The 17,820-nt window shown below is 58.3% G+C and carries 16 protein-coding genes; 7 read left to right on the top strand and 9 right to left on the bottom strand.

Translation table 11 applies throughout. From position 1 onward, the window contains the following. Positions 1 to 38: 38 nt before the first annotated feature. The 5 genes from ACA047_RS17245 to ACA047_RS17225 all read right to left on the bottom strand — a co-directional run bounded on the left by ACA047_RS17245 (position 39) and on the right by ACA047_RS17225 (position 5,574). Complete coding sequence (locus tag ACA047_RS17245; protein ID WP_497351297.1) at positions 39 to 476, bottom strand: type 2 periplasmic-binding domain-containing protein; 438 nt, start codon at positions 474 to 476, stop codon at positions 39 to 41. Positions 477 to 487: 11 nt separating this feature from the next. Then, on the bottom strand, positions 488 to 1,579 hold the full coding sequence (locus ACA047_RS17240) for a porin (protein WP_497351295.1): 1,092 nt from the start codon (positions 1,577 to 1,579) through the stop codon (positions 488 to 490). A gap of 164 nt (positions 1,580 to 1,743) precedes the next feature. Continuing rightward, a complete protein-coding gene (locus ACA047_RS17235) occupies positions 1,744 to 2,178 on the bottom strand; it encodes a substrate-binding domain-containing protein (RefSeq protein ID WP_497351293.1) in 435 nt (144 codons plus the stop codon). 11 nt (positions 2,179 to 2,189) lie between these two features. Beyond that, positions 2,190 to 3,425 carry a porin gene (locus ACA047_RS17230; RefSeq protein ID WP_497351291.1) on the bottom strand — a complete coding sequence of 412 codons (1,236 nt, stop codon included), beginning with the start codon at positions 3,423 to 3,425 and terminating at the stop codon, positions 2,190 to 2,192. 259 nt (positions 3,426 to 3,684) lie between these two features. Further along, entirely contained in the window at positions 3,685 to 5,574 is a 1,890-nt protein-coding gene (locus ACA047_RS17225) for an ATP-binding protein (protein WP_497351289.1), read from the bottom strand. A gap of 162 nt (positions 5,575 to 5,736) precedes the next feature. Here ACA047_RS17225 and ACA047_RS17220 point away from each other — a divergent pair, with 162 nt between their 5' ends. Further along, positions 5,737 to 6,483 (top strand): sulfite exporter TauE/SafE family protein, encoded by a 747-nt coding sequence (locus ACA047_RS17220; protein ID WP_497351287.1) that lies wholly within the window; start codon positions 5,737 to 5,739, stop codon positions 6,481 to 6,483. Between the two features lie 28 nt (positions 6,484 to 6,511). Next, positions 6,512 to 7,282, top strand: coding sequence for a class I SAM-dependent methyltransferase (locus ACA047_RS17215; RefSeq protein ID WP_497351285.1), 771 nt, complete (start codon positions 6,512 to 6,514; stop codon positions 7,280 to 7,282). 21 nt (positions 7,283 to 7,303) lie between these two features. Here ACA047_RS17215 and glyA read toward each other — a convergent pair whose 3' ends face one another. Next, positions 7,304 to 8,542, bottom strand: a complete 1,239-nt coding sequence (gene glyA, locus ACA047_RS17210) for a serine hydroxymethyltransferase (protein ID WP_497351283.1) — start codon at positions 8,540 to 8,542, stop codon at positions 7,304 to 7,306. Between the two features lie 11 nt (positions 8,543 to 8,553). Further along, complete coding sequence (locus tag ACA047_RS17205) at positions 8,554 to 9,765, bottom strand: benzoate/H(+) symporter BenE family transporter (RefSeq protein ID WP_497351281.1); 1,212 nt, start codon at positions 9,763 to 9,765, stop codon at positions 8,554 to 8,556. Positions 9,766 to 10,113: 348 nt separating this feature from the next. Here ACA047_RS17205 and ACA047_RS17200 point away from each other — a divergent pair, with 348 nt between their 5' ends. After that, positions 10,114 to 11,502 carry an aminotransferase-like domain-containing protein gene (locus ACA047_RS17200; protein ID WP_497351279.1) on the top strand — a complete coding sequence of 463 codons (1,389 nt, stop codon included), beginning with the start codon at positions 10,114 to 10,116 and terminating at the stop codon, positions 11,500 to 11,502. 19 nt (positions 11,503 to 11,521) lie between these two features. Here the strand turns inward: ACA047_RS17200 and ACA047_RS17195 are convergent, their stop codons facing one another. Further along, positions 11,522 to 12,517 carry an aldo/keto reductase gene (locus tag ACA047_RS17195; RefSeq protein ID WP_497351277.1) on the bottom strand — a complete coding sequence of 332 codons (996 nt, stop codon included), beginning with the start codon at positions 12,515 to 12,517 and terminating at the stop codon, positions 11,522 to 11,524. A gap of 114 nt (positions 12,518 to 12,631) precedes the next feature. On the opposite strand from ACA047_RS17195, the gene ACA047_RS17190 reads away from it, so the two are divergent. After that, positions 12,632 to 13,555: a LysR family transcriptional regulator gene (locus ACA047_RS17190; RefSeq protein ID WP_497351275.1), complete on the top strand. Its 924-nt coding sequence runs from the start codon at positions 12,632 to 12,634 to the stop codon at positions 13,553 to 13,555. A 63-nt stretch (positions 13,556 to 13,618) separates the two neighbouring features. Here the strand turns inward: ACA047_RS17190 and ACA047_RS17185 are convergent, their stop codons facing one another. Further along, a complete protein-coding gene (locus ACA047_RS17185; RefSeq protein WP_497351273.1) occupies positions 13,619 to 14,512 on the bottom strand; it encodes a LysR substrate-binding domain-containing protein in 894 nt (297 codons plus the stop codon). 225 nt (positions 14,513 to 14,737) lie between these two features. On the opposite strand from ACA047_RS17185, the gene ACA047_RS17180 reads away from it, so the two are divergent. From ACA047_RS17180 to ACA047_RS17170, 3 genes are all read left to right on the top strand, one after another. After that, entirely contained in the window at positions 14,738 to 15,814 is a 1,077-nt protein-coding gene (locus ACA047_RS17180; RefSeq protein WP_497351271.1) for an ABC transporter substrate-binding protein, read from the top strand. Between the two features lie 68 nt (positions 15,815 to 15,882). Next, positions 15,883 to 16,956, top strand: a complete 1,074-nt coding sequence (locus ACA047_RS17175; RefSeq protein ID WP_497351269.1) for an ABC transporter ATP-binding protein — start codon at positions 15,883 to 15,885, stop codon at positions 16,954 to 16,956. Beyond that, positions 16,943 to 17,815, top strand: coding sequence for an ABC transporter permease (locus ACA047_RS17170; protein WP_497351267.1), 873 nt, complete (start codon positions 16,943 to 16,945; stop codon positions 17,813 to 17,815). The genes ACA047_RS17175 and ACA047_RS17170 overlap by 14 nt, the downstream gene beginning before the upstream one ends. Positions 17,816 to 17,820: the final 5 nt, after the last annotated feature.

The following is a 17,820-nucleotide window of genomic DNA, read 5'->3' as shown; positions in this document are numbered from 1 at the left end:
TCCATAACCCGGAGCTTCGGCGTTGACCTGAAGCGTTCTTATTGCGGGTCTGGCGGTAGCGCCCTGACACTGCCATCCACTTCACGGGCCTCGATATAGCCAATAGTGGCGGGATTCTCTGCGATACGTTTTTTGACTTCCGTGCTGTTTGAAACCGCCAGCGGCGGCTGCCCTCTGCCGGTAAAGATTATTTTCGACCAGTGCGCTTTGAGCTGGGGTGCGGACTTGCCAGTGAACGTCGAGTAGAACTCATCGCGGGCCGCTGAATCTTCAGTCTGATCGATAGGAACCGCTGGTCCGCCGTCGGGAAAACGACTGGTCTTGCCCAGGAAAATATCCGCCACCTGATTACGCGTCAGCACTTTCACCGGGCTGGCGGTGGCGACGACGACCACCACATCGGCCCTGACGGTAGCGCTGGCTACGCCTATAACGAGCCCCGCTAAGGAAAATCCGATGAGCTTCACAAACCCCATGGCCTGCTCCATCAGAATACGAAATCGACAGCTAGGCTGATCAAGTTGTACGAGCCCCCCGGCGCAAAGTCCGGTTGGATATTGATAAACTGGCCGATGGCATTGTCCTTTAAACGCGTGTGATCGTATTGCAACTTGGCGTCCATATTTTTTGTGAAATCCCAGCGCACACCAAGGGAAAGCGTTTGCTGACCTTCGTTTATCTCTTGGTCCGCCTTTGTCCGTGCGTAAGTGATGTAGGGTGTGAACGCGTCAACGCGGTATCCGCCACTGACATACCAAGAGCTTTTCTTGATAAGTGAGGGTTCGAGCGTTACACGCCCCCATTCGCCCATGACGAACCAGTTGCCCGGATCATAGCTGGCCCCCATCCCGAAGAATTCGAGCGGTGTGGTGTTGGAGGGACCGCCGAGTGGATTGGATTGCTTCGAGGACAGGTCGGCTTTCATGTAAGCGATGCGGGTGGTCAGGGTGCCGAATTCGGTTGTATTGGTAATTCCCCAAAGTTCCCTGGCCATGACCTTGCTGGTATCGCCGGGCACTCGGCTGTCGTTCTGGCCGTAATTAGCCTGTACGGTATTGGTGATGTCATTGATGTGAAATCTATAGCTGACGTCCATGCCGTCGCTGCTGGTGATGGGTATCAGACTGTAGACCTCCCCTGGAGGACGCACCCAGGGCATGGTGTAACCGACCTTTCGGGTGTCGGAGAGCAAAAAAGTCGGCAACACGGTGCGGCCGACGCGCGCGTTGAAATCGGGTGTGATCTGGTACTTGATGTTGGCCCATTCCAAGAAAGGCCGGTAGCTATTGTCGTAACGCTGTTCTGAGATGGCCTGCACCACGGCCGAAAGCTGCGGTGTGAAAGTGGCGGTCAGTTGAGCGCCAATCAGACTGTCAACGTCGGCGCTCCAGCTGCGTGAATGACCTGCACCGTTGGGCTTGAACGTCCCGGCGAAGTCAGCCCTTCTCTCACTGGAGTGGACTATTCCCGCTGTGCCGAAACTGCTCAGTGTAAATATTGACGTATCAGGATCGTCAGCGCTGACGGTGCAGGCATACAACGTCACCACCAAGGCCACTAAACTTCGTTTGGGATCCATACGATCACTACTACCTCATCAAAAAAAAGCATCGTGTGGTTTAGGCACGTCTCCATAACCGGGCGCTTCGGCGTTGACCCCTATCTTCAGCCTGACCGTTGTTGCCAAAGACGGTGAATACGAATATCGATAAATAAGGCCCAATAGCCTGAATGAGGCTCTCATTACGGGTCGGGCGGTAGTGCCCTGACACTGCCATCCACATCACGGGCCTCGATATAGCCGATGGCGGCGGGATTTTCTGCGATACGTTTCTTGACTTCTGCGCTGTTTGAAACAGCCTGCGGAGGCTGTCCTCTGCCGGTAAAGATTATTTTCGACCAGTGCGCTTTGAGCTGGGGTGCAGACTTGCCAGTGAACTTTGAGTAGAACTCATCGCGGGCCGCTGAATCTTCAGTCTGATCGATCGGGACCGCCGGCCCGCCGTCGGGAAAACGACTGGTCTTGCCCAGGAAAATATCCGCTACCTGATTACGCGCCAGGGCTTTCACCGGGCTGGAGGCGGCGACGACCACCACCACATCGGCCCTGACGGTAGCGCTGGCCACGCACATGACGAGCCCCGCTAAGGAAAATCCGATGAACTTCACAAACCCCATGGCCTGCTCCATCAGAATACGAAATCGACAGCCAGGCTGATCAAATGATACGAGCCTCCTGGTTCAAAGCCCGGTTGGGTATTAGTCAACGGACCGGTAGCACTGCCCTTTAAGCGCGTGTGGTCGTATTGCAATTTGGCGTCCATATTTTTTGTGAAATCCCAACGCACACCCAGGGAGAGCGTTTGCTGACCTTCGTTCTGTCCCAGGAGGGAATTGAGGACACCATTGAGACCGACGGCGGCCTCGCTGAGGGCCGGTGGTAAAGCAGACACCGTCAAGCCCGGGGTGGAGGTGTCAAACTCTGACTTTTCTCGCGCATAAGTGATGTAGGGCGTGAACGCGTCAATTCGATACCCGCCGCTGACATACCAGGCACTTCTTCTACCGAGCGTGGAATGGCTACTCAGACGCCCCCATTCGCTCATCACGAACCACTGGCCCGGGTCATAGCTGGCACCCACCCCGTAAAATTCCAACGCTGTGCCATCCGAGTCGTACTGGTCCGCGATAGCATTGCCTTGTGCACCGAACTCCCTGAAGGTATCGAAGATTGAATTGAATTGCTCCACGGTGAGGTCGGCTTTCATATAGCTGATGCGCGTGGTCAGGGTTCCAAATTCGGTCGTATTGGTCACGCCCCAAAGCTCTCTCGCTATCGCCTTGCCGGCATCCCCGGGCAATCGGCTGTCATTCTGGCCATAGTTAGCCTGCACGGTATTCGTGATTTCATTTATATGAAATCGATAGCTGACGTCCATGCCGTCGCTGCTGGAGATGGGGATGAGACTGTAGACCTCCAGTGGCGGACGCACCCAGGGCATGGTGTAACCGACCTTTCGGGTGTCGGAGAGCAAAAAAGTCGGCAACACGGTGCGGCCGACGCGCGCGTTGAAATCGGGTGTGATCTGGTACTTGATGTTGGCCCATTCCAGGAAAGGCCGGTAGCTATTGTCGTAACGCTGCTCTGAGATGACCTGCACCACGGCCGAAAGCTGGGGTGTGAAATTGGCGGTCATCTGGGCCCCCATCAGACTGTCAACGTCGGCGCTCCAGCTGCGTGAATGACCTGCACCGTTGGGCTTGAAGATACTGGAGGCGAAGTCAGCTTTTTTCTCGCTGGAGTGGACTATCCCCACTGTGCCGAAGCTGCTCAGTGTAAACATCGACGTGCCTGAATCGTCAGCGCTGACGGTGCAGGCAGACAACGTCACCACCAAGGCCGCTAAATTTTGTTTGGGGTCCATATGATCATTGCTACCTCATCAGAAAAAAGCACCGTGTGGTTTAGGCACGGCTCCATAACCGGGAGCTCGGCGTTGACTAATGAAGTGACATGGGAACTGCCGCCATTCGTTGATTCCTTGTAACGTTGGCTCATAAATTGCGCGATACCACGAACCGAAGAGTAGCTTAAAAAAATGCCCATTCGGATCTGCAAGGCTTGTCGTCTCTGAATCCGCCTGTCATTCCCAAAAGAAAGCACCTTGCGCCGGTGCTCCGGCATTACGAAAACTGTGCCTGCTCAGAGGCTTTGATCGCCAGTTTGAGTGTGAAGATCGCACCTTTTCCCGGCCCATCGCTATGTGCTTCCAGCGAGCCCCCCATCTCCATGGCTGCCAGGACGCAGCTGTGCAAACCAAAACCATGGCCATCCTTACGCGTGGTGAACCCATGGGCAAAAATCCGCGTCAGGTTCTCTGGCGCAATGCCTTCGCCGTTGTCGATGACCCTGATAACCAAGGTCTGTTTTTGCTGCACCTCACTATGAAGTGTGATCTGAGGGCTTAGATCCGGCCTGTCATCCATTGCACTGCTGGCGTTTTTTATCAGGTTGACCAGGATCAGCAGCACTCGGTGCTTGTCCAGCTGCAGTAACGGTGTTTCTGCAAAATCTCGCACCACTGTGATCTGACGCGCTGCGAGTATTCCGGCGTTCATGCGCAGGGCATCCTCGATCAGTTCCTTGATTTGTACGGTCTCGGCGATGCTGGAAGCGCCTGCATAAGATTGCTGGGCGGCGACGATTTCTTTGATGTGATCAACGCTTTTGGTCAATTGCTCGAGTTCGTCGGTCATGCTTTGGCGTTCGACCGCAAGCGCATCCACCAGTTGGTTCAGGTATCCCGGCAGAAGCTTGCCTTTCTCGTCGTGGGAGATGAAATCACCCAGATCTTCGGCATGCTGGTTCATCAATTGCATCGCCTTGCCAAGCCCCAAGGCCTTACTGGCGCGCAGCTTGCTGGTGACCAGCCCGGCGGAGATGTTCACGCTATTAAGAACGTTGCCCACGTTATGCAGTACGTTGGTGGCAATTTCGGCCATGCCGGCCTGGCGGGCTACAGCGGCGAGCTGGGTCTGAGCTTCGGCAGCGCGCAAACGGCTTTGGGCCAGTTGCCAGCTCATTCGGGCAAGCAGCCCCACCAACAACACCAACAATAGGCTGCCGCCCGTCGCGCGCCAAAGATAGGTGTGCGCTTGGCGGGTCACGGCGGCCAGTTGTTCCTCTTCGGACAAACCGACAATCACCGCCAACGGAAAATCGTAGAGTTGGCGGGCGCTGGTGTAGCGCCGCACACCGTCCCACCCATTGACCGAGAGCACCGCCTCGGTGTTTTCAGTGTCCGGCACCACCGCCGCGTAATCGACTGCATCGCCAGCCGATACTCCTTCCCCAGTGCGTCGTACCCGGAAGACACCGTCGATGCCCAGTAAGCCGAGCAGGCCCTGGTCGCCGAGTTTCGAGGCGTCGTAACTGCTGACAAAATAAGCCGCATCGACCTCGACCCTGGCGATCCCGGAGAGTGTGCCGTCCGCCGCGTCGAGCCGGCGACTGAAGCGCAATCGCCATTCTCCCGTGGCAGGGCTTTTCCAGGGGCGGCTGATCGACAGTGAATCGTTGTGCCGCAGTGTCTGCTGCTCATCCGGATCCGCGCTATTTTCCGTCTCGTGCACGCGCGTGCTCGCCACGAATCCTCCGTCCGGGTTGACCACGCTGACGTCAAACACCAAGGGCGGCGGCAACAACGCCCGTTCTTGGAGTTTGCGCAGTGGATTAGGCTCACCCTCAGCTTCATAGGTGTACTTGACCAGCTTGAGGGTTTGATCTATTTCGTGAATGGCGCGCAACATTTGCGCTTCATAGGTGGCGCCGATTTCCAGGCTCGCGGTGGATGCGCTCTGTTGCGCGCGAACATGTTCGACCTTGACCAGGTACAGGGTACCCGACCAGATTGCCAGCAATAGCAGAGCGGCTAACAGCGGGAATAAAATGTAGGCTTCTTTGGCCTGGTCGAAGCCGCGCCGGAACAGGCGCTTTGCGGTACCGAAAATGGAGTCTGCGGAGTTGGCAATGCCAGGGGCCGACCTCAGTGTATTGGGCCGCTGGATCGGCATAGTGTGCTCCCTGCGTTGTTTCACTACGGAAAGGCTGGGTATCTGACGGAAAGAGTATCGAATCTGGTAAGAACTATAGACGACAAACCGCAGCTGTCAGTACGCCGTGAGACGAGTACACCTACAAACCCACGCCCATCCTCTAGAAGCGAGCATAGCCCCATGATTGACAGCGCCTGGCTGACCGGCGTCGGTTTGGTGATCCTTGGGGTTATAACGGGCTTTGTGGGCACCAACACAGGGGGCAGCGTATTTTTAACGGTGCCGGTGATGATTTGGCTCGGAATGCCACCCCAATCTTCAATTGCTACCGCTCGCTTAGCCTCGGTAGGGACCATGGTCGCTGGCTTGAGGCATTTCCATAACAAAGGAAAAGTCGATTATGGGGTGGCAATCCCAGCGGCGGTTCTAGGGTTGGTGGGGGCTCTTGCAGGGGCAAGCTTGCTTCTTCAAATAGACGCTTCGCTGTTGCACAAAGTAATTGGTTTGCTGACTTTGTTACTCGTGGCCCTGTCTCTTGTCAAAAAGCCCCGATCGTCCGACACGGCCCCCTCAATGATCAGGCGTGTTGTTGGGTACATTCTCTTTATCCCGGTGGGCATGATCGGTGGCCTATTTGGCGGGCAAGCCAAGCTGTCGACCTATTTGTATATCCTCTTCTTCGGGAAAACCATCAGTGAGTCAGTGGGGACTCGAAAAGTCGGAGGGTTAGTGCTATCAGTGGGCTCCTTGATGATATTCGGAGTCAGTGGCATCGTTAACTGGCAATATGGCTGCTGCCTGGTTGTTGGCACGCTGTTTGGGGCCAACGCTGGAGCCAAGTTCGCCCTGAAGAGGGGCGATGCGTGGATGGAGTCCGTATTCAATATAGTCGTTGTGGGTTTGGCATTGAAAATGCTCTTTTGGTAAACGTGTTCGTTAACGAGGTTCGCGACCCATGGCGCAAATTCAAAAGGCTGCTCAGCTCGGTTTCTCATCGCAAGCCAGCACCTATGCCAAGGGGCGCCCGAGCTATCCCGTTGAACTGCAAACCTGGCTGAGAGAAATACTCGGGATCGGGCCGGGGGCGACGGTTATCGATTTAGGCGCTGGCACCGGCAAATTCACTCGACTGTTGAAGTCCATGGAGACCGATGTTGTTGCAGTCGAACCTGTCGAGGCGATGCGAACCGAGTTTGCCAAAAGTCTACCGGACATCAGGATTCTGGACGCAACGGCCGAATCTATCCCGCTTGGATCTGAAACAGCGCAAGCGCTGGTATGCGCCCAAGCCTTTCACTGGTTTGCGAACGAAAGGGCCCTTGCCGAGATTCATCGAGTGCTCAAACCGGATGGTCGACTGGGGCTGATCTGGAACGTACGCGATGAGTCGGTGGACTGGGTGGCGGCCATCACTGAAATCATTACCCCGTACGAAGGCGACACTCCGCGCTTTCATACCGGCGATTGGCGATTGGCATTTACGGGGCGGCACTTCTCTACTCCCGAACTGACCTGCTTTCGACACAGCCACGCAGGCAGTGCCAAGGAAGTCATCCTTGACCGGTTCCTGTCGGTGAGCTTCATCGCGGCGCTGCCTGCTGCCCAAAAGGCGACAGTCACTGAGCAGTTGCAGCGCCTGATCGAAACGCATCCGTCCTTGCGCGGGTGTGAAAGGATTGAGTTCCCGTATCAGACTCAAGCCTATTTAAGTCGCCGTCTGGACTGATGGGCAGATCTGCTCCAGCAATCAGCTCGGCAGATACACCGGAAAACATTCACACAAGTGCATCACTCGGCGCCGGGCACTCTCCAGCAGCGCCGTGTTGTTCGGCTGCTCCAACAGGTCGGCGATCAGGTTCGCCACTTCGGCACATTCCGCTTCACCAAAGCCACGGGTGGTCAACGCTGGTGTCCCGATGCGGATGCCGCTGGTGATTGCTGGTTTCTGCGGGTCATTGGGGATCGCGTTTTTGTTCAACGTGATGTGGGCGCTTTCCAGCAGGGCTTCGGCCTCTTTGCCGGTGATGTTCATCGCGCGCAGATCGAGCAGGAACATGTGGCAGTCGGTGCCGCCAGACACCACTCGCAAGCCCCGTCGGGTCAGGATGTCGGCCATGGTCCTGGCGTTGCTGATCACCCGTTGCTGGTAATGTTTGAACCCATCGCCCAAGGCCTCATTAAAGGCCACGGCTTTGGCGGCGATGACGTGCATCAGCGGCCCGCCCTGGTAAACCGGGAAAATCGTCTTGTCGAGCAGGGGAGCGTATTGCGCCTTGGCCAGAATCAAACCGCCGCGCGGGCCGCGCAGGGTTTTGTGGGTGGTGGAGGTGACGAAGTCGGCAATTGCGACCGGCGACGGGTACAGACCCGCAGCGATCAAGCCGGCGTAGTGCGCCATGTCCACCATCAGGTAGGCGCCGATTTCATCGCAGATGTTGCGAAAGCGTTGGAAGTCGATGGTCCGGGAATACGCCGAGGCCCCGGCGATGATCATCTTCGGCCGGTGTTCCCGGGCCAGGGCTTCCATTTCTTCGTAATCGAGTGTCTCGGTGTCCTTCTTGAGCCCATAGGAAAACGCCCGGTAAAACTTGCCGGAAAAATTCACGGAAGCGCCGTGGGTCAAGTGACCGCCGTGGGCCAGGGACATGCCCAGAATCGTGTCGCCAGGTTCAAGTACCGCCAGGAAAACCGCCTGGTTGGCCTGGGACCCGGAGTGCGGTTGGACGTTGACGTATTCGCAGTTGAACAGTTTGCGCGCGCGTTCGATGGCCAGGTTTTCGATCTCGTCGACGACCTTGCAGCCCCCGTAGTAACGCTTGCCTGGATAGCCTTCGGCGTATTTGTTGGTGAGCACCGAGCCCTGGGCCTGGAGCACTTCTTCGCTAACATAGTTTTCTGAAGCAATCAGCTCCAGGTGGGTTTCCTGGCGATTGCGCTCGCGGTCAATCAGGCGGGCGATGACGGGGTCTAAATTTTGCAGGCTCATGGTGTGGTTCCTTAAGTAGGCGATTGGCTGCTTTGGGCGACGGCGGCGGCTTTGCTTTCCCGGGTGTAGGTCAGTACCCAATGCGCCACGAGACCGAAGATCAAACCCCAGAACGCAGCAGCCAGGCCCAGGAAGCTCATGCCCGAGGCCGTCACCAGGAAGGTGATCAGCGCGGCTTCCCGTTGTTTCTCGTCGGCCATGGCGCCGGTCAGCCCGGCACTGATTGCGCCGAACAAGGCCAGGCCGGCGAGGGAAGCAATCAACTCTTTGGGCAGCGCCGAAAACACTGAGGCCAGGGTCGCGCCGAAGGTGCCCATCAGAAGGTAGAACACCCCGCAGGCGATCCCGGCGATGTAGCGTTTGTCGCGGTCTTCGTGGGCTTCGCGGCCGGTGCAGATCGCTGCGGTAATGGCTGCCAGGTTAAAGCCGTGGGAGCCAAACGGTGCCAGCAGGATCGAGCCGATCGCGGTGACCGAAATGATCGAGCGCGCTGGCGTGTTGTAGCCCGAGGTACGCAACACGGCCATGCCTGGCACGTACTGGCCGGTCAAGGTCACCAACGCCAGTGGCAGGCCAATGTTGATGATTGCGTGCCAGCTCCATTCAGGGGCGATGAAGACCGGGTGGGCCACTGCAATGGTGATCGAACCGCTGTTGAGTTCACCGAACGAGGCGGCCACGGCGCAGCCGACAATCAGTACCGACACAATTGCGTAGCGCGGTGAGAAGCGTTTGAAGATCAGGTACGCCGCAATCATCGACAGCACCAGCGCCGGTTGCAGCTTGATCGAAGTGAACAGCTCGGCGCCAAAGCGGAACAGGATGCCAGCGAGCATGGCGGCGGCGATGGCTTTGGGAAGGCGGCTCATCAGTTTGTCGAACGCGCCGGACAACCCGACCAAGGCGATGATCACCGACGCCACCACATAGGCGCCGATGGCCTGGGGCAGGGTGACGGTGGGCAACATCGACACCAGTAGCGCCGCGCCCGGTGTCGACCACGCCGTGATCACTGGAATCCGCAGGCGCCAGCTCAGGAACAGGCCGGTAATCGCGCTGCCGATGGAAATGGCCCAGATCCACGAAGACACCACGTCGTTGGGCAGGTGCGCTTCCTTGGCGGCCTGAAACACGATGATCAGCGGGCCGGCATAGGAAATGATCACGGCGATAAAGCCCGCAACGACGGCTGACAGGGATAGGTCCTTTCTGAGTGTGTCCATGATGTCTCGTCTTGGCGCGGCAGGGGCGCGCAGTGATCAGGGGAGGATTGAGTCGATTGGTTCGATTCGATATGAGTGTATTTGAATAAATTGAGTTGATTCAATAGAGGGTGTGAAGGTGGTCGGGATTTTTATGCTTCAGATGCCGGGTTTTTCGATTGTTTTTCACATAACATTATGATTTATAAAATTAATAATATTTATATAAATATTTTCAGGTGACTCTTATCAGCGATTAAAAATCGCATCAATCGACTCAATGTGGTGATTGTGTCGATTTATGAGTTGCCTAACCTCCCTGTGATATGCTCGGATATTCATCATTTCTACGATGGGCAGTGATCATTCATGTGGGTTCCCCAGCTAAGCGAGTTCGGCCAGCCGATGTATTTGTCGATTGCTGACGCATTGGCGCGCGATATCGGCAATGGCGTGTTGAACGAAGGTGATCGCCTGCCGACCCTGCGGGAGCTGGCTAACACCCTGAATGTCACACCGGGCACCATCAGTCGGGCCTATAGCGAAGCTCATCGACGTCGTCTGGTTCAGGGGGAAGTGGGGCGTGGCACTTATGTGCTCAACCAGACGCAGCTGGAACTGCCGTCGAGCAACAGCGGCACATCGCTGAATCTGGGGCAATCCGAATTAATCGATCTCTCAATCATCAAGCCCTACAGCGAAACCCTGGAGTATTGGTTGCGCGGTGCGCTGGTGGGCATGGCCAAGAGCACCGATTTTGCTCGAGCCCTGGATTACGCGCCGGACGGCGGTCATCCGGCGCATCGCGAGGCGGGCGCGCAGTGGTTGCGCCACTCATTGCCCGATGCGCAATGGCAGCAAGTGGTGATCACGGCCGGGGCCCAGCATGGCTTGATGGTCGCGATGAGCGCCCTGACCAACGCCGGTGACCTGGTGCTTTGCGAAGCGCTTTGCTACCCCGGGATCATTTCCCTGGCCCATGGCCTTGAGCGCCGCCTGCGTGGCGTGCCGATGGACGATGAAGGCATCATTCCCGAAGCGTTGCGCGAACTGTGCCTGCGAGAAAAACCGGCGATGCTGGTTTGCGTGGCGACCTGCCAGAACCCGACGGCGGCGATCATGTCGCAAAAACGTCGGGCCCAAATCGCGGCGCTGGCTGAAGAGTTCGACTTCATTATCCTGGACGATGATATTTATGGCTTCCTCGCCACCGATCCGTCGATCAAGCCGCTGTCGGCGTTTGCGCCGGATCGCTCGGTGTACCTGACCAGCCTGTCGAAGTCGGTCATGCCGGCGCTTCGCATCGGCTATCTCTACAGTCCGCCGAAACTGCTGTCGCGCCTGACCTCGATGGTGCGCAGCAGTGTCTGGATGCCGTCGCCGTTGACTGCTCAACTGGCCAGCAATGTGATCACCGAGGGCCTGGACACCAAACTGATCCGCATCCAGCGCAACGAAGCCGCCGGACGGCAAGCGATTGCCCGGGAAATCTTTGCCAATTTCGAGCTCAAGACCCAGCCCTATTCGTATCACGTCTGGTTGACGCTGCCCGAGCCCTGGACCAGCGACGAGTTCACCATGCTCGCCCGGGCCAATGGTGTGCTGGTGCTCAGTGGCACGCAGTTTCAGGCTGAACGCTGCGCGAGCACCCGCTGTGTGCGGCTGGTGCTAATGTCGCCCACCAGCCAGGACGAACTGCGCTTTGCCCTGACCAAGCTGGCCAGCCTGATCGATTCCGACCCGCGACGTTACTACTGAGTCGCCGCCGGCTGGTTGATCAGCCGTTGAGTAACGTCATCGTCTGGGCATTGTATCTTTCGCCCGCCACCACGCCGTCGGCTCCGAAAATTTCATCGAGCTGGGCCAGCTCATCGGCGCTCAAGGCCACCGCAGCGGCCGCCACATTGCTTTCCAGATATTTGCGCTGCTTGGTCCCCGGGATCGGGATGACGTTGTCGCCCTGAGCCAGTACCCAGCCCAAGGCCAGTTGCGATGCGCTGATGCCCTTGTCCGCAGCCAATGCCTTGACCCTGTCCACCAGCGCCAGGTTGCGAGTGAAGTTGTCTGCCTGGAAGCGCGGGCTGAAGCGGCGATAATCATCGGCGGCGAAGTCTTCTGGAGACTTCAGCTCGCCCGTCAGAAAACCACGGCCCAGCGGGCTATAGGCGACGAATGCAATGCCCAGGCGACGGCATGTATCGAGCACGCCATTGTGTTCCGGGTCGCGGGACCACAGCGAATATTCGCTCTGGACCGCCGCCAGTGGATGCACCGCATGCGCCCTTTGGATGGTCTCGGCGCTGGCTTCCGAGATGCCGATTTGGCGGACCTTGCCGGCCTTGACCAGCTCGGCCATGGCGCCGATCGTCTCTTCAACGGGCACCTCGGGGTCAATGCGGTGCTGGTAGTAGAGGTCGAGGTAGTCGGTATTAAGGCGCTTGAGGCTACCTTCGATAGCTTGCTTGACGTACTCGGGGCGGCCATTGACGCCGCGGGCATGGGGATCGCTGCTGCGCACGAGGCCGAACTTGCTCGCCAGGCAAATACTTTCACGCTTGCCTTGCAAGGCCCGCCCCAGTAGTTCTTCGTTGGTGTGCGGTCCGTACATGTCGGCCGTATCGAACAGCGTCACCCCCAGTTCCAGGGCGCGGTGGAGCGTGGCCACGGCCTCTCGCTCATCCACGCCAGTGGTGTAGAAGTCCGACATGCCCATGCAGCCCAGGCCGATGGCGAAAACGTGTGGGCCTTGATGGCCGAGTTGGCGGGTCATCATGATGATTGCTCCTGGAGATAAATGACCTGTTCAGTCTCCAGTAAACGGTTTTCTGGATAAATCCATGATTTTTGGTTTAACTATTCGTGATATCTGAATAGTGGGCGTCGAACAATGGACCGATTACAGGCAATGCAGGTGTTCAGACGCATCGTCGAACTGGGAGGGTTTGGCAAAGCCGCCGACGATCTAGGGCTGCCCCGGGCCACCGTCAGCCTGGTGATACAGCAATTGGAAACTCACCTGGGCGTGCAACTGCTACAGCGCACCACGCGGCAGGTGCGCGCAACACTCGATGGTGAAGCCTACTATCAGCGCTGTGGCCAACTGCTGGATGATCTCGACGACCTCGAAAGCTCGTTGTCGGTGCAGCGCAGCCAACCACGGGGCACCTTACGCGTGGACATGCCCATCGCCTTTGGCTGCACCTGGATCTTGCCGCGCCTGCCGGATTTCTATCGGCGCTACCCAGCGCTGCAACTGGACATCGGCTTCCAGGATCGGCAAGTCCATTTGCAACGCGAGGGCGTGGATTGCGCGATCCGGGCGGGCAACATCGTCGATCAAGCGTTGGTGGCGCGGCCCATCGTGCGAATGCATCAGCTGACGTGCGCCAGCCCCGACTACCTTGCCCGCTTGGGCACGCCCCAGTGCCTGGAGGATTTGACGGCGCACCGGGCAATCAACTTTGCGGCCGGCCATGGGCGGTTTTTTCCGTTCGAATTCGAGGTGGCGGGGCAGGTGCGCGAGTTGCAATTGCCTGGCGAGCTGACCGTCAACAGTGCCGACGCTTATGTGACGGCCTGTGAGGCGGGATTTGGCCTGATTCAAGTACCGTGCTACCACGTTCAACGACAGTTGGCCGAGGGGCGCCTGGTTCAAGTGCTGAGCGAATACGGCGTGCCGTCGTGGCCGATTTCAGCGGTGTACCCGCCCCACAGGCAGTTGTCGCCGAGGGTTCGGGTCTTTATCGACTGGGTGATCGAGCTGCTGCAGGGGGCGGCGGATGCGCCGGGGGCGTTGATGGTGAGGGCTTAGCGTCGTTTTTCGGCTGCGCTTGAGCCGTTCAGTACCGGGCTTGAGCAATGGGTGCTTTGCACCTCAGGGCATCACTGTTTCTCGATAGTACGCCTTCAACGTATCGACAAACTCCTCGGCCAGTCGTGTTCTCATCTGTGCGGTCGGCCAAATCACATACGTCGGAAAGAGGATGTCCGGTATGAACGGTCTGACCACGATGTCCCGATGCAGGTAATCCTTGGCAACCAGCGGATGGGCGAGGGTGATGCCCATGCCGAGGGCCACCATCTCGCAGTTGATCGCGCTGTACTGCGCTTCAACTGCCATCACCCGCTCGACGCCTGCCTGTTCGAACAAACCGTCCACCAGTGACCGTGTGCCATCGCCGTGGCAGAGCGAAACGAACGCTTGCCCTTCAAGGTCTTCGAATGTGATGTGCGATCGCTTAGCCAGCACATGTGCGCGGGGCAATACGCACACAGCCGCTCTTTCGGCGAGTAACTCGATTTGCTGGCTGTTGACGTCGCCGGGATGGACCACGATGCCGATGTCGCAAAACTGCGATTTAACCCATTGTTCCACGGTCGGCGACGAGTTCACGTGCAGTGACACCGTGAGCTCGGGGCGCGTGGTGGTGAATTTCTTGATCACTGCGGGAAGCAGGCTCAGGCCCGTCGATGGCACGGCCGCTACACGCAGACGCCCGGTGCCCAGGTTGCGGATGTTCTTTGCCGAATGCCTGAGGCTGTCGAGGCCGACATAGGCGCGTTCCACTTCATGGAAAAACGCCTGACCCTCCTGGGTCGGAATCAGCCGAACGCCCGCGCGCTTGAACAGGGTCAGCCCGGTGCTCAGTTCCAGCTGCGCAATCAGCCGGCTGACATTGGGTTGCGAGGTATACAGCACGTCCGCCGCAGCGGTCATGGAGCCCAATCGCATGACGCTGCGAAAGGCTTCGATTTGCCTGAGATTCATGCCTGTACTCCATATCAAATATGAATAGCTAGCCCGAATATTCTGATTTGACCCTATGGATGATGCATCGTAATACTCCAGACCAGCAACCCTATAGCGCACCTGAAGATGCGCCACCGGCGCGAGGTATTCGCCGAGTACATGCGGCGTGCTGCATGGCTTCGATTGACCCCGAAGCAACTGACGCATTGTTCGATCTGCCCCCATGCACTTCGGAGATAGTCTGTGAATAGCCATAACTCGACCTCAGCAATACCGCCGTTTCGTCACCTGACCCGCATTGCCACTGCTGTCGCTGTTGCCCTTGTCGGGCTGGGCAGTGGCGCCGCATTCGCCGAGTCGACGCTGTATGTCGCCGGTGTAGGCGGCTCCACCGAGCAGATGTACAAGACCAAAGTCATCCCGGCATTCGAGAAGCAGCACAACGTCAAGGTGGTTTACGTCGCAGGCAACTCCACTGAAACCCTAGCCAAGTTGCAGGCCCAGAAAGGTCGTCAGCAGATCAACGTGGCGATGATGGACGATGGGCCGATGTACCAGGCGCTGCAAATGGGACTGTGCGCCAAGCTCAGCGACGCACCGGTTTATCAAGATCTTTATCCGCTGGCGCGGATCAGTCCTGAAGCGACCGGCATCGGGGTGGTCGCCACGGGTATCGGCTACAACGAAGAGGCGTTCAAGAAGCGTGGATGGGCACCGCCGGATTCCTGGGAGAACCTCACTGACACCCGCTACAAGCAACTGCTGGGCATGCCGCCCGTGACCAACACCTACGGCTTGCACACCCTGGTGGAAATGGCCCGTTTGCGCGGCGGTGGCGAAAAGAACATCGACCCCGGCTTCAAGGCGTTGAAGGACGAAATCGGCCCCAACGTCCTGGCTTGGGTATCGGCACCGGGTGAAATGGACGGCATGATGCAGAACGGCGACGTGGTCATGGCGGTGTATGGCAGTGGCCGTGCGATGGCGTTGCAAGGCACCGGTTTTCCACTCAAATTCATCTACCCGAAAGAAGGCGGCATTGCCCTGCAGGTCGCCGCCTGTGGCATCACTCCCAACGCGCAGCCCGAGCTGTCGCAGCAATTCATCCAGTATGTGCTCTCGCCGCAAGTGCAGGACATTCAGGCCCGGGAAAACGGTTTCGCGCCAGTCAACAAGACCGTGACCCTTGAGCCGGACATTGCCGCGCGCATGCCCTATGGTCCGGAGAAGGTCAATGCGTTGATCAAGGTTGATTGGGACACCATCAACCAGCAGCGCAGCGAGTGGACGACGCGCTGGAATCGCACGATCGAACGCTAGCCGCCCAACGGCTCCGATCCTTCCCGAAACCATTCTGGAGGCGCAGGCTCGGCCTGCGTGGCATGCCAATGGCATTTCTCACACTTGAAGGCATCGTCAAGACTTACGGCAGCTTCAAGGCCATCGACGGATTGAATCTGGAGGTGCGGCACGGCGAATTCATCGCCTTGCTCGGACCCTCCGGATGCGGGAAGACCACCACGCTTCAATCCATTGCCGGCTTTATCCAGCCAACGCAAGGGCGCATCGTCCTCGATGGCCGCGACATCACTCATGTACGTCCCGAGAAACGAGGCTTGGGAGTCGTCTTCCAGAGCTATGCGTTGTTCGCGCACATGACCGTTGCGCAAAACATCAGTTTCGGCCTGGAGATGCGCGGTGTACCCAAGGTTGAACGCAACCAGCGCATCAATGAAGCCCTGGACCTGGTGCGCCTCGGCGGTCTGGGTGAACGTTACCCCAAGGCGCTGTCCGGCGGGCAGCGCCAACGGGTCGCCATTGCCCGGGCCCTGGCCATTCGGCCCAACTTGCTACTGCTCGACGAGCCTATGTCCAACCTCGACGCCAAACTGCGCGAAGAGATGCACATCGAGCTACGGGCGATCCAGCGCGACCTGGGTATCACCACGATTCTGGTGACCCATGATCAGGTTGAGGCCATGACCATGAGCGACCGCATCGCCGTGATGCACAAAGGTCGAATCGTGCAGATCGACACACCGTACGAAGCTTACGAGCGCCCGCATTCACCGTTCGCTTCGGTGTTCCTGGGTAAGACCAACGCCTTCGCCGGCGCTGTGCATACCCGCAACGAACGGTGTTGCCAGGTGCAGGTCAAGGACACGCTATTGCACGTCCCTCACGAAGATCGCTCGCTGGGCAACGAAGTCAATGTCTATATCCGTCCAGAAAAAATCCGTCTGATGGAGGCGGGCAAGGGGCGTTTGAATGGACGCATCCGCTTGCGCGTGTTCCTCGGCAATCTGTGGTTGATCGCGGTGGAAAGTCACTTGGGTGTGGTGCACATGACCCAGCCCAACCTGGGCATGCCACCGCCCGATGAAGGCCATGAAGTCGGCCTGGACTGGTCCGACGACGACCTGCGCCTACTGGATCGGGAGGTCGCCCATGGCCAGGTATGATGCCGAACACGTCGGTGCCGCGCCTTGGTTGCTGAGTGGTCCGGTGTTACTGGTTTTCATCGTGTTGCTGCTGGTGCCTCTGCTCTTGACGGCAGTGTTGTCGCTCAACCTGTTCAGCGATACCGAGGGCGTATTGCCGGTCTACAGCGTCGGCAATTATCTGGAGGTTTTCAAGGATGGCTACTTCCACGACATCTTTCTGCGCACGGGTGGCATGGCGTTGGCCGTCACCGTCCTCTGCGTGCTGCTCGGCGTGCCGGAAACCATCATCATTGCGCGCATGGCGCCGCGCTGGCGTTCGTTGTTTCTGCTGGTGGTGTTGGGGCCGCTGCTGATTTCGGTCGTCGTGCGTACGCTCGGCTGGGCGATCCTGCTGGGCAACAATGGCCTGATCAACGATGCGCTGCTGGCGTTGGGCGTGACTGATCAGCCGGTAAAAATGCTGTTCACCCAGCTGGGTGTGATCATCGCACTGACCCATGTGCTGGTGCCGTTCATGGTGATTGCCGTGTGGGCCACCTTGCAACGCCTGGACCTGCAGGTGGAATGGGCCGGGTTGTCCCTCGGTGCGTCGCGTCTCACGGTGTTCCGCCGGATCATCCTGCCGCAGCTCATGCCTGGCATTCTCTCCGGTTCAATCATTGTCTTCGCCCTGGCCGCGTCGGCGTTCGCGACCCCGGCGATCATCGGAGGACGACGCCTGAAAGTGGTGGCGACCGCGGCCTACGACGAGTTTCTAGGCACCCTCAACTGGCCGCTTGGCGCCGCCATCGCGATGCTCCTGCTGCTCGCCAACCTGATCATCATCCTGGGTTGCAGCAAGCTGGCCGAGCGTCGTTTCAAGCAAGTCTTCGAGTAACCTGC

It is taken from the genome of Pseudomonas sp. LBUM1664 (assembly GCF_059695895.1).
Note: the sequence above shows the minus strand (reverse complement) of the source record. Positions and strands in the feature narration are given on the sequence as shown.